The 19764-nt window shown below is 66.9% G+C and carries 17 protein-coding genes; 12 read left to right on the top strand and 5 right to left on the bottom strand.

The annotated features are described in order from the left end of the window. Window positions 1-9 precede the first annotated feature (9 nt). The 11 genes from ACRWQA_RS15280 (at window position 10) to uxuA (ending at window position 12208) form a co-directional block, all read left to right on the top strand. Entirely contained in the window at window positions 10-969 is a 960-nt protein-coding gene (locus ACRWQA_RS15280) for a C4-dicarboxylate TRAP transporter substrate-binding protein (RefSeq protein ID WP_263583062.1), read from the top strand. A gap of 66 nt (window positions 970-1035) precedes the next feature. Next, complete coding sequence (locus ACRWQA_RS15275) at window positions 1036-1527, top strand: TRAP transporter small permease (RefSeq protein ID WP_434228091.1); 492 nt, start codon at window positions 1036-1038, stop codon at window positions 1525-1527. Further along, on the top strand, window positions 1524-2813 hold the full coding sequence (locus tag ACRWQA_RS15270) for a TRAP transporter large permease (protein WP_263583064.1): 1290 nt from the start codon (window positions 1524-1526) through the stop codon (window positions 2811-2813). Before ACRWQA_RS15275 ends, ACRWQA_RS15270 begins: the two co-directional genes overlap by 4 nt. Window positions 2814-2846: 33 nt before the next feature. Continuing rightward, on the top strand, window positions 2847-4268 hold the full coding sequence (gene uxaC / locus ACRWQA_RS15265) for a glucuronate isomerase (protein ID WP_434228089.1): 1422 nt from the start codon (window positions 2847-2849) through the stop codon (window positions 4266-4268). 35 nt (window positions 4269-4303) lie between these two features. Continuing rightward, window positions 4304-5515 carry a D-mannonate dehydratase ManD gene (gene manD / locus ACRWQA_RS15260; RefSeq protein ID WP_434228087.1) on the top strand — a complete coding sequence of 404 codons (1212 nt, stop codon included), beginning with the start codon at window positions 4304-4306 and terminating at the stop codon, window positions 5513-5515. A 13-nt stretch (window positions 5516-5528) separates the two neighbouring features. Beyond that, complete coding sequence (locus ACRWQA_RS15255) at window positions 5529-6560, top strand: Zn-dependent oxidoreductase (protein ID WP_434228085.1); 1032 nt, start codon at window positions 5529-5531, stop codon at window positions 6558-6560. Between the two features lie 81 nt (window positions 6561-6641). After that, window positions 6642-7610: a TRAP transporter substrate-binding protein gene (locus ACRWQA_RS15250; RefSeq protein ID WP_434228083.1), complete on the top strand. Its 969-nt coding sequence runs from the start codon at window positions 6642-6644 to the stop codon at window positions 7608-7610. A 71-nt stretch (window positions 7611-7681) separates the two neighbouring features. Then, the gene (locus tag ACRWQA_RS15245) at window positions 7682-8266 is read left to right on the top strand and encodes a TRAP transporter small permease (protein ID WP_434228082.1); all 585 of its coding nucleotides are present in this window, start codon (window positions 7682-7684) and stop codon (window positions 8264-8266) included. Next, window positions 8266-9549, top strand: a complete 1284-nt coding sequence (locus tag ACRWQA_RS15240; RefSeq protein ID WP_263583070.1) for a TRAP transporter large permease — start codon at window positions 8266-8268, stop codon at window positions 9547-9549. The genes ACRWQA_RS15245 and ACRWQA_RS15240 overlap by 1 nt, the downstream gene beginning before the upstream one ends. Beyond that, window positions 9546-11018: a mannitol dehydrogenase family protein gene (locus tag ACRWQA_RS15235; protein WP_434228080.1), complete on the top strand. Its 1473-nt coding sequence runs from the start codon at window positions 9546-9548 to the stop codon at window positions 11016-11018. Before ACRWQA_RS15240 ends, ACRWQA_RS15235 begins: the two co-directional genes overlap by 4 nt. 11 nt (window positions 11019-11029) lie before the next feature. Then, window positions 11030-12208: a mannonate dehydratase gene (uxuA, locus tag ACRWQA_RS15230; RefSeq protein WP_434228078.1), complete on the top strand. Its 1179-nt coding sequence runs from the start codon at window positions 11030-11032 to the stop codon at window positions 12206-12208. 69 nt (window positions 12209-12277) lie between these two features. On the opposite strand, the gene ACRWQA_RS15225 is transcribed toward uxuA, so the two are convergent. The 4 genes from ACRWQA_RS15225 to ACRWQA_RS15210 all read right to left on the bottom strand — a co-directional run bounded on the left by ACRWQA_RS15225 (window position 12278) and on the right by ACRWQA_RS15210 (window position 16802). After that, complete coding sequence (locus ACRWQA_RS15225; protein WP_434228076.1) at window positions 12278-13777, bottom strand: sodium:solute symporter family protein; 1500 nt, start codon at window positions 13775-13777, stop codon at window positions 12278-12280. Window positions 13778-14069: 292 nt separating this feature from the next. Beyond that, window positions 14070-14453 carry a RidA family protein gene (locus ACRWQA_RS15220; protein WP_263583074.1) on the bottom strand — a complete coding sequence of 128 codons (384 nt, stop codon included), beginning with the start codon at window positions 14451-14453 and terminating at the stop codon, window positions 14070-14072. After that, a complete protein-coding gene (locus tag ACRWQA_RS15215) occupies window positions 14450-15937 on the bottom strand; it encodes an N-acyl-D-amino-acid deacylase family protein (RefSeq protein WP_434228074.1) in 1488 nt (495 codons plus the stop codon). The genes ACRWQA_RS15220 and ACRWQA_RS15215 overlap by 4 nt, the downstream gene beginning before the upstream one ends. Before the next feature lies 1 nt (window position 15938). Further along, window positions 15939-16802: a MurR/RpiR family transcriptional regulator gene (locus ACRWQA_RS15210; protein ID WP_263583076.1), complete on the bottom strand. Its 864-nt coding sequence runs from the start codon at window positions 16800-16802 to the stop codon at window positions 15939-15941. A 110-nt stretch (window positions 16803-16912) separates the two neighbouring features. Here ACRWQA_RS15210 and ACRWQA_RS15205 point away from each other — a divergent pair, with 110 nt between their 5' ends. After that, window positions 16913-18154, top strand: coding sequence for an amino acid deaminase (locus ACRWQA_RS15205; protein ID WP_434228072.1), 1242 nt, complete (start codon window positions 16913-16915; stop codon window positions 18152-18154). 26 nt (window positions 18155-18180) lie between these two features. On the opposite strand, the gene ACRWQA_RS15200 is transcribed toward ACRWQA_RS15205, so the two are convergent. Continuing rightward, window positions 18181-19758 (bottom strand): aldehyde dehydrogenase (NADP(+)), encoded by a 1578-nt coding sequence (locus ACRWQA_RS15200; RefSeq protein WP_446326194.1) that lies wholly within the window; start codon window positions 19756-19758, stop codon window positions 18181-18183. Between the last annotated feature and the right edge of the window lie 6 nt (window positions 19759-19764).

The raw sequence follows: 19764 nt of genomic DNA, 5'->3' as shown, positions 1-19764 counted from the left end.
GAGGCTCACATGAAAATCACCGCACTCGCAGCGGCCATCGCGCTGGCCGCCACCGCCAATCTGGCCCACGCGGCCTATCAGTTGAATCTCTCCTCTGCGCTCACCGCCCAGGACCCCGTCGTACAAGCCATGGAGAAGGCCAGCGAAACGATTGCGGAACGCTCCGATGGCGAGCTCACCGTACGCGTCTTTCCCAACAGCCAGCTCGGCTCCGATGAGGACGTGGTCGAGCAGATTCGCAGCGGGGCCAATGTCGCGGTGCTGATCGATGCCGGCCGCTTGTCCGAGTACCAGTCTGAGCTGGGCATCTTAAGCGCGCCCTATCTGGTCGAGGAGCACACCGACTATGACCGCATCACCTCGTCGGAGCTTTATCAGGAGTGGGTCGAGAGCCTGGCCGAGAGCAGCGGCCTGCGCCTGCTCAACTACAACTGGTTCCAGGGCTCGCGCCACATGCTGACGCAGAAACTGGTGGAGACACCCGAAGACCTGAACGGTGTACGCGTGCGGACCATCAACTCGCCGGTATGGCTGCGCACCATCGAGTCGATGGGGGCCACGCCCACGCCGCTGCCCTGGTCGGAGGTCTACTCCGCGCTTCAACTGGGCGCGATCGATGGCGCCGAGGCGCAGCTCACCGCCGCCGAAGGCCAGAACCTGCACGAGGTGATCACCCATATCGCCCTGACCGGCCATATCCACCTGATGACCGGCCTCGCTACCTCCGAGCAGTGGTACCAGTCGTTGCCGGAGGAGCTGCGCACCATCCTCGACGAGGAACTCCACAAGGCTGGAGCAGAAGCCAGCCAGGCCACCGTCGACGCTCAGGATGCCGTGCGTGAACGCATGGAGGCGGAAGGCGTGACCTTCACCGAGGTGGACGTCGAGCTGTTCCGCGAGCGCGTGTCAGGCGTCTACGAAGAGCTTGGCTACGACCAGTACCGCGATCAACTGACCTCGGGAGAGTAAGCCGGCGGGTCCCCTCCGCGCATGCAGCGGGGACCCAGGCTGCATCCTGGTTCGAGGATTTCTCTTATGTGGTACTGGTACGACCGACTCGAAGCGTGGCTTGCCGCTGCGCTATTGGGCGGCACTTCCCTGACCCTGCTGGTGAGTTCGACGGCACGCGCCATCGGCCAGCCCTTCGCCGGGGGCGCCGAACTGGCCCAACTGCTGTTCATCTGGACCGCGGTGCTGGGGGCGGACATCACCCTGCGCCGGGGCGGGCAGGTACGCATCGATGCCTTGGCGGTACGCCTGCCGCTGACGTTGCAGCGCATGGTTACCGGGCTGTGCCTGGTGCTGATGCTGGGTTTCCTGGTCCTGCTCGTGTGGCATGGCTTTCCGCTGGCCCTGTCCAATTGGCAACGCCCGATGGGTGTGGCCGGGCTGAGCTACGGTTACATCACCCTGGCGCTTCCGGTGGGTGCCGCCATGATGATCGTCTCGCTCATGCGGCGCATCGTGACCAAGGGCATCGTGACGAGCCTGATGCCGGATGACGACATCGTGGAGGAGACGCTATGACGGCCGCACTCCTGCTGGGCCTGGGCCTGGTGTTGATGGCCATCGGCATGCCCGTGGCCTTCGCCATCGGTATCGCCGGCTTCACCTACTTCTTCCTGCCCGAGACCTTCCTGCCGACCAATATCGGCGCGCAGCGCATCGTCTCGGCGACGCAGTCGTTTCCGCTGCTGGCGGTGCCGCTGTTCATCTTCATCGGCCACCTGATGAACGCCAGCGGTATCACGCCGCGCCTGATGCGCCTCTCCACGCTGCTGGCCGGCTGGCTGAGCGGCGGGCTGGCCCAGGCAAGCATCGTGCTCAGTACGCTGATGGGCGGCGTGTCGGGCTCGGCGGTGGCTGATGCCGCGATGCAGTCGCGGGTGCTGGGGCAGGGCATGATCAAGGGCGGCTACAGCCCCGGGTTCACCGGCGCGGTGCTCTCCATCGGCGGGCTGATCACCGCCACCATTCCGCCGAGCATTGGCCTGATCCTCTACGGCTACCTGGGCGAGGTATCGATCGGTCGGCTGTTCATCGCCGGCGTGGTACCCGGCTTTCTGCTGATGGTGGCGCTGATGGTGACCACCTATTTCGTGGCCAGGCGTCGTGGCTATACGCCGGTACGCGAAGGATTGCCAGCGGGCCGCGAGGTACTTGCGGCCCTGCGCGGCAGTATCTGGGCGCTGCTGTTCCCGGTGTGGCTGCTGGTTGGCATCCGCTACGGCCTGTTCACGCCCACCGAGGCGGGCGCGTTCGCGGTGGCCTATGCGCTGCTGGTGGGCTGTGTGATCCATCGCGAGATGGGTGTCCGCGAGATCCTCACGGCGATGCACGCCAGCGTGCGCGACATCGGCATGATCATGCTGATCATCATGTTCTCGGGAATCATCGGCTACGTGGTCTCCTTCGAGCGGGTGCCGCAGACCATTGCCGAGCTGACGCTGGGCGTGTTCTCCAGCCATGCCGCACTGCTGCTGACGCTGGCCGTGCTGCTGGTGCTGCTCGGCATGCTGCTCGAGGCCACGGTGGTGGTGATGCTGCTGACGCCGATCCTGGTGCCGGTGATCAAGGCGGCCGGCGTCGACCCGGTGCACTTCGGCCTGTTGATGATGACGTTGGTGACATTCGGCGGCATGACCCCGCCGGTGGGCATCTCGATGTATACCGTATGCGGCATTCTGCGTTGCTCCTTCTTCGACTACAGCCGCGAGCTGGTGCCCTTCGCCCTGGCGGTGTTCGTGGTGGTGCTGGGCATCATCTTCTTCCCCGACATCGTGCTGTTCCTGCCCAACCTGCTGATGGGCTGAGCGTAGAACGAGTCGAAGACAATGGAGGGTTCAATGGCTTTCACCGACAAGACCGCGTTCATGGGGCCGGATTTCCTGCTCGAGAACGAGCCGGCGCGCCGGCTCTACCACGAGCATGCCGCGGCCATGCCGATCTGCGACTACCACTCGCACCTGAGCCCGGCGGAGATCGCCGGCGACGTGCGCTTCGACAACCTCACCGAACTATGGCTCAAGGGCGATCACTACAAGTGGCGGGCGATGCGCATCGCCGGTATCGACGAGCAGCGCATCACCGGCGGCGTGAGCGACCGCGAGCGCTTCCAAGCGTGGGCGGAAACGGTGCCGGACTGCCTCGGCAACCCACTCTACCACTGGACCCACCTGGAGCTTCGCCACCCGCTGGGCATCGAGAATACGCTGCTCTCGCCGACGACGGCCGAGGAGATCTGGACCACGTCCCGCGAACGACTGGCCACGCCTGAGCTGAGTGCCCAGGGCATTCTCGAGCGCTTCAACGTGCGCACCGTCTGTACCACCGACGATCCGGTCGATGGGCTGGAATTGCATCGGCGCCATGCCGAAAGCGGCGCGGCGCCCAGCATGCTGCCGACCTTCCGTGCCGATGCCGTACTCAAGATCGGCGAGCCCGGGTTCGCCGATTACCTCGGTGAGCTGGAAGCGGCCAGCGGTGTCGCCATCCGAGGCTATGACGATCTGCTCGCGGCGCTGTACCAGCGGCTCGAACACTTCGCCGCCCACGGCTGCTGCCTCTCCGACCACAGTCTGGAGAAGCCGGTGTTCGTCGAACCGCCGAGCGTGGCCGAGCTCGACCGGATGATCGAGCGCCGCCGTCGTGGCAAGACGCTCAGCGGCGACGAGAACGCTGCCTTCACCACCGCGGTGCTGCTGTGGCTGGGGCGTGAGTACGCCCGCCGCGGCTGGGTGATGCAGCTTCACCTCGGCGCGCTGCGCAGCCTGAGCCGGCGCGGCCTGGCCGAGATCGGCGCCAACAGCGGCTTCGATGCGATAGGGGACGTCACCTACGCCGAGCCGCTGGCGGCGATCCTCGATGCGCTGGACCGCGACCGGGCGCTGCCGCGCACCGTGGTCTACAACCTCAACCCGCGCGACAACGAGATGCTGGCGAGCCTGGTCGGCTCGTTCGCCAGCGACGGCATCCCCGGCAAGCTGCAGTTCGGCGCCGCCTGGTGGTTCAACGACCAACGCGACGGTATCGAACGCCAGCTCGTCACGCAGATGAACTTCGGCCTGCTGCGCCATTTCGTCGGCATGCTCACCGATTCGCGCAGCCTGCTGTCGTTCTCCCGCCACGACTACTTCCGCCGCATCTTCTGCCAGATGCTCGGCGCGCAGATGCAGCGTGGCGAGCTGTCGAACGATCTCGACCGCATCGGCGAGCTGGTGCGGGCGGTCTGCTACGACAATGTGCAGCGCTACCTCTTCGAGCGATAGGAGCTCTTCTCCCACATCACTGCGACGGAACACTCATGAAAATCAGCGACGCCTATGTGATCGTCACCTCGCCGGGGCGCAACTTCGTCACCCTCAAGATCATTACCGAGTCGGGTACCTACGGCATCGGCGATGCCACCCTGAACGGCAGGGAAATGGCCGTGGTGGCCTATCTCGAGGAGCACGTGCTGCCCGCCCTGATCGGTCGTGACGCCAGCCGCATCGAGGACATCTGGCACTACCTCTATCGCGGCGCCTATTGGCGCCGGGGGCCGGTGACCATGGCGGCGGTCTCGGCGGTGGACCTGGCGCTGTGGGACATCAAGGCCAAGGCGGCCGGCATGCCACTCTACCAGTTGCTCGGCGGCAAGAGCCGCGAGCGGGTGATGACCTACGCCCACTGCACCGGGCGCGACATCGAAGGCTGCCTCGCCGAGGTCGAGAAACACGTCAAGCTCGGCTACCGGGCGGTGCGCGTGCAGGCCGGCGTGCCCGGTATTCCGACCATCTACGGTGTCGCCAAGCGAGAAGGCGAGCGCTACGAGCCGGCGGATGCCGAACTGCCCGCTGAGCACGTCTGGAGCACCGAAAAGTACCTCAACCATGTGCCCAAGTTGTTCGCCGCGGTGCGCGAACGCTTCGGCGACGAGCTTCACGTGCTGCACGACGTGCATCACCGCCTGACGCCCATCGAGGCGGCGCGCCTGGGCAAGGCGGTGGAACCCTACCACTTGTTCTGGCTCGAGGACTGCGTGCCGGCCGAGAACCAGGAGAGTTTCCGCCTGATTCGCCAGCACACCACCACGCCGCTGGCGGTGGGGGAGGTGTTCAACTCGATCCACGACTACCGCGAGCTGCTCGAGAACCAGTGGATCGACTACGTTCGCACGCCGCTCTCCCACGGCGGCGGTATCACTCACGTGCGGCGCATCGCCGACCTGGCCGCGCTCTACCACGTGCGCACCGGCTTCCACGGGCCGACGGATCTGTCGCCGGTGTGCCTGGGGGCGGCGGTCCACTTCGACACCTGGGTGCCCAACTTCGGCATTCAGGAGCACATGCCCCACACGCCGGAGACCGACGCTGTCTTCCCCCATGACTATCGTTTCGAGGATGGCCATTTCCTGGTCGGCGAAGCACCGGGCCATGGCGTCGATATCGACGAGACCTTGGCCAAGCAATATCCCTACAAGCGCGCCAGCCTGCCGGTCAACCGGCTGGAGGACGGCACCCTGTGGCACTGGTAAGGAGAATGCATCGATGAAAGCCTTTCAGGTCAATGCGCCGCTGGACTACGCCATCGCAGATGTCGAGGTGCCCCGCGCCACTGCCGGCGAGGTGCTGGTGAAGGTGGCCTTCGCCGGGATCTGCGGTTCCGACATGCACATCATCCACGGCGATAACGCCTTCGTACGCTTTCCGCGCATCACCGGGCACGAGTTCGCCGGCATCGTCGAGGCGCTCGGCGAGGGCGTCGAGGGCATCGAGGTCGGCGACAGGGTGTGCATCGATCCGGTGGTCAGCTGCGGTAAGTGCTATCCGTGTCGTATCGGCCGCCCCAACGTGTGCAGCGCAATGCAGGTGATCGGCGTGCACCGTGACGGAGGCTTCGAGGAGTGGGTGAACGTGCCGGCGGCCAATGCCCACCGCCTGCCCGACGCACTGGGGCTGGAAGCCGGGGCACTGGTGGAGCCCTATTCCATCGCCGCCAACGTGCTCGAGCGGATGCAACCGCTGCGCGGCGATCGCCTGCTGGTCTATGGCGCCGGCGTGATCGGCCTGACCATCCTGCAGATGGCCCGTGCCCAGGGCATCGAGGACATTACCGTCGTCGACCTGATCGACGAGCGCCTGGCCACGGCCCGCGAACTCGGCGCCACGCGCACCTGGCACGGCAAGGAGGACGTCGAGGGCGCGGTGCGCGAGCTGACGGCAGGCGAGGGCATCCCGCTGATTGCCGATGCCGCCTGCGTACCGGCCCTGCTGCCGCAGATGCTGCGCATCGCCTCGCCGGCGGGTCGCATCGGCCTGCTCGGCTTCAACCCCACCCCCAGCGACCTGGTGCAGCTGGAGGTGATCAAGAAGGAGCTGACCCTGGTCGGCTCGCGGCTCAACAACCGCAAGTTTCCGGACGTGCTCGATCGCATGGCCTCCGGACGTCTCGATCCGCTGGCGCTGGTGAGTCATCGCCTGCCCTTCGACGAGATGCCGGGGGCCATCGACATGCTGGATCACCACCCCGAAAGAGCTCGCAAGGTACTTATCGACATAAGCGCCGATATCGCTAGCTGAACCAGCATGACTCGACAGCCGCATCGTAATGACGCGATGCACATAACAGCAACAACAGCCAGCAAAGACAGGAGTTACGCCATGATCAAACAACTCGTCACCGGCGCCGTCCTCGGGGCGGCCCTGATCGCCAGCCAGGCCACCCTGGCCGCCGATTTCACGCTGAAATTCGGCCACCTGGCCAATGAGCAGAACATCTGGCACCAGGCCGCTGTGAAGTTCAAGGAGGAGGTGGAAGCCAACTCCGATGGCCGCATCGAGGTGCAGCTGTATCCCAACGAGCAGCTCGGCGCCGAGATGGACGTGATCAACAGCATCCAGCTCGGCAGTGCCGACATGACCATCACCGGCGAGAGCCTGCAGAACTGGGCGCCCAAGGCTGCCTTGATGGCTGCCCCCTATGCCTTCCGCGACTCCGAACACCTGCGCGCCGTGGTCAACGGCGAGATCGGCGAGGAGATCGAGGCGCAGATCGTCGAGCGCGCCAACCTGGTGCCGCTGGCCTGGTTCGAGCGCGGGCCGCGGCACCTGACCTCCAACGAGCCGATCAAGCATCCCGACGACCTCGACGGCCTCCGCCTTCGCGTGCCCAACGTGCCGCTGTTCGTCGACACCTGGGAGGCGCTGGGTGCGCGACCCACGCCGATGGCCTTCAGCGAGGTGTTCACCTCCCTGCAGCAGAACACCATCCAGGCCCAGGAGAACCCGCTGAGCCTGATCGAGAGCGCCAGCTTCGACGAGGTGCAGGATTACGTGAACCTGACCGGCCACGTGCGCAGCTGGATCTACGTGGTGATCGGCAAGGACAAGCTCGAGAGCATGCCGGAAGACCTGCAGCAGGTGATCTTCGAGGCGGCCGATACCATGCAGGCCCATGAGGCCGACCTCTTCGCCGAGGACGAGGAGCGCCTGCGTCAGGAGCTCGAGGAGCGTGGCATGGAGTTCGTCGAGGTGGATACCGACGCCTTCGCCGAAAAGGCCCGCCCGGCGGTGCTCGACGCCCTCGACGAGGAGCAGCGCGAACTGTTCGAGGCCATCCAGGACCTGTGATGCCACTTGCGGGCGAGCCCGGCCGGGCTCGCCCGCTTGCCAGTGGCCCGCGGGTAGCATGAGGAAAGCGTATGGACTCCCATTACAAGACGGCCGAGCAGGAAGCGCTCGAACAGTTGGACCCACTCTCCTCGGTCCCCACCTTTCAGGGCGTCGTGGGGCGCCTGATCGGCTGGGTCGACACATTGTTCACCACTCTCGCCGTGCTGGCGCTGGTGGCCATTGCCGGCACGGTAATGCTGCAGATCGCGGCACGCCTCTTCCTTCCCTTCAGCGTCTCCTGGACCGAGGAATTGTCGCGCTACCTGTTCATCTACATGGTGGCCCTGTCGGTGGGTGTGGTGCTACGTCAGCATCGCCACGTCAGCGTGGAACTTTTCCACCACATCCTGGGACCCCGTTCACGGGCCGCCTACCAGGCGCTGATCTGCCTGCTGATCGCCGGCTTCGCCGCTGTGGTACTGCCCTACGCCTGGCAGTACGCCCAGAACGGCACCTGGCAGACCTCGCCCACCCTGAGGGTTCCCATGCTCTACATCTTCTTCTCCACGGTGGTGATGTTCGCGCTGTTGCTGGTCTACGGCGCCATCGGCTTTCTGGAGGGGCTCGCCGCCATCTTTCGTTCGCCTGAGCGCACCGAACCGGAGAAGCCGTGATGGAAGTGATCATCCTGTTCAGCGCCTTCCTGGTCCTGCTGTTGATCGGCATGCCCATCGCCTTCGCGCTGGGGATTTCGTCGCTGATCTATCTGCTGCTGGAAGGCATCTCCCTGACCATCGTGCCGCAGCGCCTCTATGCCGGCATCGACACCTTCGTGCTGCTGTGCATTCCCGGTTTCGTGCTGGCCGGCAACCTCATGAACGTCGGCAACATCACCGAGCATATCGTGCGTTTCTCCAACGCGCTGCTGGGGCACATTCGCGGTGGACTCGGCCTGGCCAACGTGGGCGGCTCGATGATCTTCGGCGGCATCTCGGGCACCGCCGTGGCCGATTCGGCGAGCATCGGCTCGGTGATGATTCCCGGCATGGCAAAGTCCGGCTACGACAAGCCGTTCGCCGCGGCGGTCACCGCCGCCTCCTCCACCGTGGGGCCGATCATCCCGCCCAGCGTGCCGATGATCATCGCCGGCTCGCTCTCCGGGGTCTCGGTGGGCCGCATGTTCCTGGCCGGTGCCATCCCCGGCCTGTTGCTGGGCCTGGCGATGATGGTGACGGTGTATATCCTCGCCGTGCGGCGCGGTTATCCCAAGGGCGAGCGGGCCACCTTCCTGGAGCTGCTGCGCGAGGGGCGCACCGCCTTCTGGGCGCTGCTGATGACGGCGATCATCCTCTACGGCATCATCGGTGGCTTTTTCACCCCCACCGAGGCTTCCATCGTCGCCAGCCTCTACGCCTTGGTGGTCGGCATGTATGTCTACAAGGGGCTGACCTGGCGTAAGCTGCCGGCCATTCTCACCGATACCGTCTTTACCTCCGCGGCGCTGCTGCTGATGGTAGGACTGGCCAACCTCTTCGGCTGGATCCTGACCAGCGAGCAGATCCCCCAGATGATCGCCGGGTTGATCCTGACCATCAGCGACAACCCCATCGTCGTCATCCTGATCCTCAACCTGATCCTGCTGTTCGTCGGTGCCTTCATGGAGACCATCGCCGCGCTGATCATCCTGTTCCCGGCGCTGCTCGGCGTGGCCACCGGGGTCGGCATGGACCCGGTGCACTTCGCCGTCATGGCGGTGCTCAACCTGATGATCGGATTGACCACCCCGCCGGTCGGGGTGTGTCTGTTCGTGGTCGCGGGGATCGGCAAGTTGCCGATGCTGACCGTGGCGCGGGCCATCGTGCCGTTCCTGGTGTGCAATATCGCGGTACTGCTGCTGGTGGCCTATGTACCGGCCATTTCGCTGTGGCTTCCCGACCTGTTGATGGGGGCAAAATGAAGGATGTGACACGCATACCCGCCGCCGAGCCTACCGGGCATATCGGCATCGTCCATCTGGGGCTGGGCGCTTTCCATCGCGCCCACCAGGCGGTCTACCTGGAGCGCTATCGTCTGCGCAGCGGCGATGGTACCTGGGGCGTGAGCAGCGCCAACCTGCGAGGCGGGGTGGCGCTGGTCGATGCGCTGCGCGACGTCGGTTACCACTACCATGTGGCCGAATACGCCGACCGCGACCACGTCACCCTGCGCGAGATCGGCGTGGTCGAGGAAACCCTGTTCAGCGGTCGCGATGCGGGCGGCCAATGGGGGCGCGATCTCGAGGTGCTGCTCATGCGCATGATCTCGCCCGACACCCGCCTCGTCACCCTGACCGTTACCGAGAAGGGGTATTTCCTCAACCCGGCCAGCGGCGAGCTGCTCGCCGACGACCCCATGATCGCCGCCGATATCGCTGAGCCCCAGGCACCGCGTACCGCGCCGGGGATCCTGGTGGAGGCGCTGGCGCAGCGTCGCGAGGCAGGCCTGCCACCCTTCACGGTACTCTCCTGTGACAATATGCCGGACAACGGCAAGCGCACCCGCAACGCCGTGATCCAGCTGGCCGAGCGGCGCGATGCCGCCTTGGGCGAGTGGATCGCCACCGAGGTGGCCTTTCCCTGCAGCATGGTCGACCGCATCGTGCCGGCCATGACCGAGACCGACTTCGCGCGCCTGGCCGAGCTGGGCGTCGACGACCCCAACGCGGTGGTCGGCGAGGCGTTCTCGCAATGGGTGGTGGAGGACGACTTTCCGCTTGGCCGGCCGGCCTGGGAAGCGGAGGGGGTGGAGATGGTCGCCGACGTCGCGCCGTTCGAGACCATGAAGCTGCGCATGCTCAACGGCAGCCATTCGCTGCTCGCCTATCTGGGCGCGCTGGACCACATCGAGACGGTATTCGACGCGGTGAGCCGCGACGACCTGGTGGCGCTGCTGCATCGCTACATGCTCGACGAGGCGGCACCGACCCTGGCCATGCCAGCCGGTACCGATCTCGAAGGCTACGCCGAACAGCTGCTCTATCGCTTCGCCAACGATAGCCTGCGCCACCGCTTGCAGCAGATCGCCATGGACGGCTCGCAAAAGCTGCCCCAGCGTTGGCTGCACGGCGCCCTGGCGCGGCTCGAGGCGGGGGCCGAGGTGCCCTGCACGGCACTCGGCGTGGCGGCGTGGATCCGCTATACCTTGGGAGTCGATCTGCACGGCAACGCCTATCCCGTCGACGATCCGATGGCGTCGAGGTTCAAGCTGCTGCATGAGGCCCACGGTGAGGATGTCGAGGCCTTGGTGCCGGCTTTCCTCGAACTCGATGCCGTGTTCCCTCCGGCGCTGGCGGGGCGGGCCGAGTTCGCCGAGGGCGTGGTGGCTTCCTATCGTCGACTCGTCTCGGAAGGGCTCGACGGGGTTCTGGCCACCTTGAGTCGCAATTGAAGGAGGTTTCCATGGAGCATACCTGGCGCTGGTTCGGGCCCAAGGATCCCGTTCGCCTGGAGGAGATCCGCCAGACCGGTGCCACCGGCATCGTCACGGCGCTGCACGAGGTACCCAATGACCGGGTCTGGTCGGTCGAGGCCATCGCCGAGCGCAAGGCGACGATCGAGGGCGCAGGTCTCTCCTGGTCGGTGGTGGAGAGCGTGCCGGTGCACGAGGCGATCAAGCAGGGGCTGGCGGAGCGCGATGAACTGATCGATACCTACTGCCAGACCCTGCGCAACCTGGCGGTCTGCGGCATCGATACCGTCTGCTACAACTTCATGCCGGTGCTCGACTGGACCCGCACCGACCTGGCCTGGCGGCTGCCTGACGGGGCCCTGGCGCTGCGTTTCGACCAGACGGCCTTCGCCGCCTTCGACCTCTACCTGCTCCAGCGCCCCGGCGCCGAAGCGGGGTATGGCGAGGAGGAGAAGGCCGCCGCCCGGGTCTACCTCGACGGGCTGGACCCGGCCGGTCGCGACAGGCTGGTCGATACGCTGATTGCCGGCCTGCCGGGAGCCGAGGAGCACTATACGCTCGAGCGGTTTCGCGGCGTGCTGGCGCAGTACGCCGAGATAGACGCCGAGCGCCTGCGCGAGCATCTGGGGTATTTCCTGCGGGCGGTGATCCCGGTAGCCGAGGAGGTGGGCGTGCGCATGGCGATCCATCCCGACGACCCGCCGCGCCCGCTGCTCGGCCTGCCGCGGGTGGTCTCCACGCCGGCGGACGCCCAGTGGCTGCTCGATGCCGTACCCAGCCCGGCCAACGGCCTGACCCTGTGCACCGGCTCCTACGGCGTTCGCGACGACATCGACCTGGCCGCCATGGCGCGCCGCTTCGGGCCGCGCATCTACTTCGCCCATCTACGCTCGACCCGGCGCGAAACACCCGATCCGCGCAGCTTCCACGAGGCGCCGCACCTCGGCGGTGACGTCGACATGGTGGCGGTGATCCAGGCGCTGGTGGAGGAGGAGCGTCGCCGCGAACGCGAGGGCGGCCCGCGTTTGCCGCTGCGTCCCGATCACGGCCACCACATCCTCGACGACCAGCAGCGCGACACGGCGCCGGGCTACCCGCTCTACGGGCGCATGAAGGGGCTGGCCGAGCTGCGCGGCGTGGAGCTGGCGGTGCGACGGTTGACGAGCTGAGGCCTATCGGGAGAAACGACATGGCCCCGCCGAACGTTCGGCGGGGCCATGTCGTTGTCGGCCGTGCCTTTACTGGCCGGGCGCGGCGACCTGTCCTGCCGAGAGAGCCGCATCAGGGACCTGCTCCATGCGGCGACGCTCTTCGTTGAGCACTTCCAGGGCCTGCTCGGGCGTCACTCGGGAAGCCGGCGTGAGCAGGCTGACCGCCACCCCGACGACGAGCGCCACCGATACCGCCGGTATGCTGGGGTTGCCCCAATAGGCGTTCCAGTCGGCGTTGGCGATGATCGTCAGCGACGTCGCCGAGGCGCTGGCCAGGGTGGCTACCGCACCCTGCCAGTTGTAGCGCGGCCAGAAGCGCCCCAGCAGGGCGCAGACGAAGAGTCCGGCCATGATGGTGGCGATCATGCGGGTGATATAGGTGATCACGTTGTCCGAGGTCAGGGCGAAAGCCAGCGCCAGGCCGATGGTGGCGACCAGGGCGATGCGCGAGAAACGCACCACGTTGCGGGCGGAGGGCGCCCGGCCCGTGGCCAGCACGTAGATGTCGCGCATCAGCGTGGAGACCCCGGCGATGGCGTCCGAGCTGGCGCTGGACATGGTCGCCGAGAGACCGGCCACCAGCAGCAGCAGGCCGAGCCCCAGGGGCAGCACTTCGGTGGCGAGGAAGGGGAATGCGTAGTTGCTGTTCTCGAGGCCGGGGTTGAGGGCGTGGGTGGCCATGCCGATAATCGCCGGAATGATCGAGAAGCCCAGGTAGAGCACGCCGGTGATCACGAAGGAGCGGCGCACCGAGGAGACCGACTCGCCGGAGTAGATGCGCTGGCGGAACGAGGGGGTGGCGAGTACCCCGACGGCGATGACCGCCGCGAGCGACAGTGCCGGCAGGCCACCGATCGCCCCGATGCCGAGGAAGCTGGCCGCACCGGCATCCATTCCGGCGGTCAGCCCCGAGAAGCCGCCAACCTCGACCAGGGCGAGCACGGCCATCAGCAGGAAACCGGCGAACAGGATGACCGCCTGCACGGTATCGGTCCACACCACGGCGAAGTAGCCGCCGATCACGCAGTAGATGCCGAAGCCCAGCGCCACCAGGACGCGCGCGGTGTTGAGGTCGATACCCGCCATCCAGGAGAGGTAGAGCCCGCCGCCCAGGATATGCGCGCCCAGCCAGCCGATGCAGGCGATATAGATCAGCACTGCCACCAGGTTGCGCACCAGGCGGTTGGCGCCCACGTAGTAGGCGAGCTCCTCGCTCATGGTCATGAAGCGCAGCTGGCGTACCGGGGCGAACAGCAGCGCCAACAGCAGCACCCCGACGGCACCCCCGATGCCGTACAGCGCTCCGGCCCAGCCGTTGGCGTAGCCGAAGCCCACCGCCCCCATGCTCGAACCGGTGCCGACCATGGTCGCTACGGTAGTGCCGATGGTGAGGAAGAGCGGCACGCTGCGTCCGCCGAGCAGGAAGTCGTCACCGCTGCCGCGCTTGTGGCGGGAGATCCACCAGCCGAAGCCGATCATGGCGACGACGTACACCAGAAAGGTGGCAAGGAATATTTGACTGTTCATGGTAGCCTCTTGTCGTTGTTTGCCCGGCCGTTGCCGCGGTCGGGGTAAGCAATGTCACGATTGCCGGCGGGTCGGTCTTGTCTTGTGAGGCCCCGCCGACGATCCGGTGTCGTGCCCTTGCCGGGGCACGACACCCCCTTCTTCCTTATTCAGAGGCAGCACATGATCTCGCGAGCTAGGGCCAGGCAAGGCGAAATCGGGTAAAGAAGCGCCGTTTACGGGGTGTAAATGCGCATTCTGAACACGATTTCAACGCCGTATGGCCAACGCGCAGCAGATCATGAGCAGCCTCTCAGGCCCGGAAGCACTTCACATCCACCTCCACCTTGCAGTCCACCACCAGGTCCTGGACGCTGCAGATGCGTGCCGGCGGGTTGTCGCCGAACACGTCGCGAAACACCTTGTTGAACGACGAGAAGTAGCGCGCGTCGGTGAGCACCGCCGTCACGTGCACCACGTCCTCCACGCCGTAGCCGGCCTCGCGCATGATCGTCAGGCAGTTGTCGAAGGCGAGCCGGGTCTGCTCGACGATGCCACCTTCGACCACCTCGCCGTCTCGCATCGGCGTCTGGCCGGAGACGTAGAGCCAGCCGCCAGCTTCCACGGCGCGGGCGAACGGCAGCTTCTGTCCGCCGGTACCGACGCCGCCTTCGACGCCGTAACGGGTAATGCTCATGAAGATTCCTCCATAGAGTGGGTGTGAGGGGAGCGCGTATCGGTAATGCGCCTCGTGCGGCGCAGCATGCGTCCGGCACGTTCGCTGGTGGCCTCGCCTTGGCGATAGCCGATGACACCGTTGACCATGACCATCTCGATGCCCCGGGCCGGGGCAATGGGGGTGTCGTAGTCGGCGGTATCGGCGAGGGTATCGAGGTCGAACAGCGTCAGGTCGGCAAAGGCCCCGGCGCGGATCACGCCGCGATCATCGAGGCCGAAGTTGGCGGCCGACAGGCCGGTCATCTTGCGTACCGCCTCGGCCAGGGGCATCAGGCCCAGGTCGCGGCTGTAGTGCGCCAGCACGCGGGGGAAGGCGCCCCATAGCCGCGGGTGCGGGTGCGGATCGTTGGGCAGGCCATCGGAGCCGACCATCGACAGCGGATGGGCCAGCACCCGGCGCATGTCGTCCTCGCTCATGTTGTGGTAGACCGCCCCGGCCGGCTGCAGGCGCCGCGCCGCGTCCAGCAGGGACACGCCCCAGTCGGCGGCGATGTCCGCAAGCGGACGGCGGGCCTGCTCGGGATGCGGTTCGGACCAGGTGATGACGATCTCGATCTCGTCGGTGACCTGCCCCAGGTCGAGGGTCGAGGATCCCGCCGTGTAGGGGTAGCAGTCGCAGTGGGCGCATTGGTGACGAGCCGCATTATCCAGCTTTTCCAGGGCATGCGGAGCACCGCCCCAATTCCCGGCGCCGGCGCACTTCAGGTGCGAGATGACCAGCGGCACCCGGCCGTGGCGTGCGGTGGCGAAGGCTTCGTCCATGGCCTCGAACAGCCCGGCGAACTCGTCGCGCAGATGGGTGGTATAGACCCCGCCGGCCCGGCCCAACGCGGCCACCAACGGCTGCATTTCCGCCGTGGGGGCATGAAAGGCGTTGCGGTAGGCGAGACCCGAGCTCAACCCCAGGGCACCCTCGGCCAGGGCCCGGCGCAACAGGGATTCCATGGCGGCGATCTCCGCGTTACTGGCGGGGCGGGCGAAGTCGTCCATCACCTGGCTGCGCAGGCTGGTATGGCCCACCAGGGCGGCGACGTTGACGCTGGGGTTCGCGGCTTCCACCGCCTCGGCATAGGCGGCGAAGCTCGGATAGCGAAAATCCTCGGCCTGGCCCAGCAGGTTCATGGGATCGGGGACATCACCTGAGAGGGACACCGGGCTGGCGCTGATGCCGCAGTTGCCCACCACCACCGTGGTCACACCCTGAGAGAGCTTGGGCAGCATTTCGGGGGTGCGAATCACATTGGTATCGTCATGGGTGTGCACATCGATGAAGCCCGGTGCCAGGTAGAGACCGTCGGCGTCGATCTCGCTGACTGCCCCGGCGGAGGAGAGCTCTCCCACGGCGGCGATGCGGTCGCCGCGCACGGCCACGTCGGCCCGGAAGGGCGCGGCGCCGGTACCGTCGACGATCCAGGCGTTGCGGATCAGCAGGTCGTAGCGCATGTCAGTCTCCCAGCGGCTGGCGATTGTCGCCGCCGCGATGGGCATCGAGGGTGAGTTTCAGGCGGCGCAGCTTGTCGCGGGAGCGCTCGCGATGGCGCAGGGCCAGCTCCAGGGCCAGCACGTCGATGGCGGCGAGCATGGCGTAACGCGACGCCGAGGGGTGATAGATGAAGTCGGTTTCGCGGGCCGCCACCGGCAACGTAACGTCGGCATGCTCCGCCAGGGGCGAGCCCTGGGCGGTGATCGCCACGACCTGGGCACCGTACTGGCGGGCGATGCGCGCCGATTCCACCATCTCCGGCGTATGGCCAGTCACCGAGAGCACCACCACCACGTCGTCGGGTTCGAGGGTCGAGGCCACCATGCGCGGCAGCAGGGCCTGGGGATAGGCGCAGATCGCATAGCCGAGGCGCACCAGGCGGAACTGCATCTCCTGCGCCAGCATGCTGGAGCCGCCGCCGGCACCGAAGACGAGGATCTGACGGGCGGCGTCGAGCCGATCCACGGCGCCGGCCACGTCGGCCTGGGCCATCAGGTCGCGGTTCACCGCGAGGGTCTGGGTGGCAATCTCGTAGACCGCGGCGGGGCCGTCCTCGGGGGCCGACTCCTGAATGAAACGCCGGCCCGCAGCCAGTGACCGTGTCAAACGGGTCTTGAGGTCGCGCACGTTGTTGCAACCCACGGCGCGGGCGAAGCGTGTCACGCTGGCATCGCTCACGCCGGCCCGGGCGGCGATCTCGCTGATGCTGGCCTCGGTGACGAAGTCGATATCGGCGAAGATCAGCTCGGCGACTTTCTTCTCAGCGTCGCGCAGGCTGGCGAAGTCCGCCGTAATGCGGGAGAGGATGTCGATCTCTTGGCTCACCGAAGGGCTCCTGTGTCTTGCCTCGTTTGAAAATTATGTTAGTTTCTAACCTTTCGTCAAGTAAGTGTGAAAATAACTATCAAGAAGGGCCTGTCGAGAGGAGGCATGACATGCAGGAGTTCGGGGGCAGCATCGCGAAGGGAGCCGGCGTCGAGCGGCGAGGCGTCGACAAGGGCACCGTCGAGGTCGGACCCGACCTGTTGAGCGGAGTCAGTTTGCCGGCGGCGGTGCTTCATGAGGCGCCGCTGGCACACAACCTGGCGTGGATGCAGCGCTTCGCCGAAGCCCACGGCGCTCGCCTGGCGCCCCACGGCAAGACCACCATGACGCCAGCCCTGTTCCGGCGGCAGCTCGAGGCGGGGGCATGGGGAATCACCCTGGCAACGGCACCCCAGTGCCGTGCCGCCTTCGCGCATGGCGTGCGGCGCCTGTTGATGGCCAACCAACTGGTGGGGCAGGCCAATATGGCCATGGTGGCGGACTTGATCGCGGCTGGCGCCGACTTCTACTGCGTGGTGGATGGCATCGAGAACGTGCGCCAGTTGGGACGCTTCTTCGCCGAGCGAAACCTGCGCCTGGCGGTGCTGATCGAGCTGGGCGTGCCGGGCGGGCGCTGCGGCTGTCGCAGCCAGGAGGCCGTTCAGGCCCTGGCCGAGGCCGTCGCGGCCGAACCGGCGCTGGACCTCGCCGGGCTGGAGGGCTACGAGGGTGTTGTACACGGCGAGGACCCCGCCGCTGCGGTGCGCGACTATGCCCAGCGTCTGGTCGAGATCGCGCTGGCGCTTGATGCGGCAGGGCGATTCGATGTGGCCGAGCCCATCATCACCGCCTCAGGCTCCGCCTGGTACGACCTGATTGCCGAAGCGTTCCAGGCCGCCTCGCTACAAGATCGCTTCGTGCCGGTGCTGCGTCCGGGCTGCTACGTGGCGCACGACCATGGCCTCTACCGCGAGGCCCAGCGCGATGTGCTGATGCGGCGCCCCGACCTGCAGCATGGGCTCGAGCCGGCATTGGAGGTTTTCGCCCAGGTGCAATCGCTGCCCGAGCCTGGCCTGGCGATCGTTGCCCTGGGCAAGCGTGACATCGGCTACGACCAACTGCCGGTGCCCCTGCGTCGCTACCGCGAAGGAGGCGCGCCGGACGCAATGCTCTCCGTCGCGGGGTGGCAGGTGACCAGGCTGATGGACCAGCATGCCTTCGTGCAACTGCCCGGAGACGCCGACGATATCGGTGTTGGCGATATCATCGCATTCGGCGCTTCCCATCCCTGCCTCACCTTCGACAAGTGGCGCCAGCTGCTGCTGGTGGATGAGGCGCTGGAGGTCAAGGACAGCCTGGCAACCTGCTTCTAGGCGACTCGAGACGCAAGCCGTACCTCTCAGGCCTCGCGCTTGCCGTCGACCAGACGCGATACACCCCAGGGATTGCCGTCCTTGAGCGGCTCGGGCAAGAGGCCCTGCGGCAGCGCCTGGTAGCACACCGGGCGCAGGAAGCGGAAGATCGCCGCGCTGCCCACCGAGGTGGTACGGCTGTCGGAGGTCGCCGGGTAGGGGCCGCCGTGGACCATGGCGTGACACACCTCGACGCCCGTCGGCCAGCCGTTGGCCAGGATCCGCCCCGCCTTGCGCTCGAGGATCGGCAGCAGGGCTTTCGCTGCGTCCAGGTCGCCGTCGTCCATCTGCAGGGTGGCGGTGAGCTGGCCTTCGAGCTGGGCCGCCACGCGCTTTACTTCCTCCAGGTCGGCGCACTCGATCACCAGCGAGGTGGCGCCGAACACCTCTTCCTGAAGTTCGGTCTCGTTCAGGAAGTCGTTCGCCGTGGTGACGAACAGCCCCGCCTGGCACGGGTGGGCGGTTTCGCCGGCCTGGCCGTGGGCGACTTCCCTGACTTTCGCGTTCGACGCGAGCCGACCCACGCCCTGTTCATAGGCCGCGTGGATGCCCGGCGTCAGCATGGTCTGGGCGGCGCTCTGTTTGACCGCCTCGCCCGCCGCCTCGATGAAGGCGTCGAGCTCGGGGCCCTTGACCGCGATGACCAGGCCCGGGTTGGTGCAGAACTGCCCGGCGCCCATGTTGAGCGAGGCGACGAAGCCCTCGGCGATCTTGTCGCCGCGCGCCTTGAGCGCCTCCGGCAGCAGGAACACCGGGTTGATCGAGCTCATCTCGGCGTAGACCGGGATCGGCTGGGGGCGTGACTGGGCGGTCTTCATCAGGGCGGTGCCGCCACCGCGGGAGCCGGTGAAGCCCACCGCCTGGATGCGCGGGTCGCTGACCAGGGCCTGGCCGATCTCGCTGCCCGAGCCGAACAGCAGCGAGAACACCCCCTCGGGCAGGCCGCTCTTCTCCACAGCCTGCTGCACGGCGCGGCCGACCAGCTCCGAGGTGCCGGGGTGGGCGGAGTGGCCCTTGACGATCACCGGGCAGCCGGCGGCCAGGGCCGAGGCGGTGTCGCCGCCGGCCACGGAGAAGGCCAGCGGGAAGTTGCTGGCGCCGAATACCGCCACCGGGCCCAGGCCGATATGGCGCTGGCGCAGGTCGGCGCGGGGCAGTGGCTGACGCTCGGGCAGGGCCGGGTCGAGGCGCAGATCGAGAAATTCGCCGGCGCGCACCACGGAAGCGAACAGGCGCAGCTGGCCGCAGGTACGGCCGCGCTCGCCCTCCAGGCGCGCCCGGGGCAGGCCGGTCTCGGCCATGGCGCGCTCGATCAGTGCGTCGCCGATCGCCTCGATCTCGCCGGCCACGGCCTCGAGGAACGCCGCGCGCTGCTCCAGCGAAGTCTCGCGGTAGGTCGCGAAGGCCGCCTCGGCCAGCTCACAGGCGCGTTCGACCTCGGCCTTGCTGCCGCCCGCGTAGGTGGGTTCCAACGTCTCGCCGGTGGCGGGATTGACGGCGTGGATGGGCTTGGAACTGCCGCTGACGGCTTCCTGGCCGATAAGTTGCTGTCCGGTAGGTTGCATGGAGTT

The organism is Billgrantia sp. C5P2, from assembly GCF_051062895.2.
Note: the sequence above shows the minus strand (reverse complement) of the source record. Positions and strands in the feature narration are given on the sequence as shown.

Excerpts from the sequence above, each read along its gene's own strand:
- ACRWQA_RS15220 (WP_263583074.1), bottom strand. The coding sequence starts at position 14,453 with ATGAGCATTACCCGTTACGGCGTCGAAGGCGGCGTCGGTACCGGCGGA.
- ACRWQA_RS15245 (WP_434228082.1), top strand. The coding sequence starts at position 7,682 with ATGGACTCCCATTACAAGACGGCCGAGCAGGAAGCGCTCGAACAGTTG.
- ACRWQA_RS15280 (WP_263583062.1), top strand. The coding sequence starts at position 10 with ATGAAAATCACCGCACTCGCAGCGGCCATCGCGCTGGCCGCCACCGCC.
- ACRWQA_RS15205 (WP_434228072.1), top strand. The coding sequence starts at position 16,913 with ATGCAGGAGTTCGGGGGCAGCATCGCGAAGGGAGCCGGCGTCGAGCGG.
- ACRWQA_RS15235 (WP_434228080.1), top strand. The coding sequence starts at position 9,546 with ATGAAGGATGTGACACGCATACCCGCCGCCGAGCCTACCGGGCATATC.
- ACRWQA_RS15255 (WP_434228085.1), top strand. The coding sequence starts at position 5,529 with ATGAAAGCCTTTCAGGTCAATGCGCCGCTGGACTACGCCATCGCAGAT.
- uxuA (WP_434228078.1), top strand. The coding sequence starts at position 11,030 with ATGGAGCATACCTGGCGCTGGTTCGGGCCCAAGGATCCCGTTCGCCTG.
- ACRWQA_RS15215 (WP_434228074.1), bottom strand. The coding sequence starts at position 15,937 with ATGCGCTACGACCTGCTGATCCGCAACGCCTGGATCGTCGACGGTACC.
- ACRWQA_RS15200 (WP_446326194.1), bottom strand. The coding sequence starts at position 19,758 with ATGCAACCTACCGGACAGCAACTTATCGGCCAGGAAGCCGTCAGCGGC.
- ACRWQA_RS15275 (WP_434228091.1), top strand. The coding sequence starts at position 1,036 with ATGTGGTACTGGTACGACCGACTCGAAGCGTGGCTTGCCGCTGCGCTA.
- ACRWQA_RS15240 (WP_263583070.1), top strand. The coding sequence starts at position 8,266 with ATGGAAGTGATCATCCTGTTCAGCGCCTTCCTGGTCCTGCTGTTGATC.
- manD (WP_434228087.1), top strand. The coding sequence starts at position 4,304 with ATGAAAATCAGCGACGCCTATGTGATCGTCACCTCGCCGGGGCGCAAC.
- ACRWQA_RS15250 (WP_434228083.1), top strand. The coding sequence starts at position 6,642 with ATGATCAAACAACTCGTCACCGGCGCCGTCCTCGGGGCGGCCCTGATC.
- ACRWQA_RS15270 (WP_263583064.1), top strand. The coding sequence starts at position 1,524 with ATGACGGCCGCACTCCTGCTGGGCCTGGGCCTGGTGTTGATGGCCATC.
- uxaC (WP_434228089.1), top strand. The coding sequence starts at position 2,847 with ATGGCTTTCACCGACAAGACCGCGTTCATGGGGCCGGATTTCCTGCTC.
- ACRWQA_RS15225 (WP_434228076.1), bottom strand. The coding sequence starts at position 13,777 with ATGAACAGTCAAATATTCCTTGCCACCTTTCTGGTGTACGTCGTCGCC.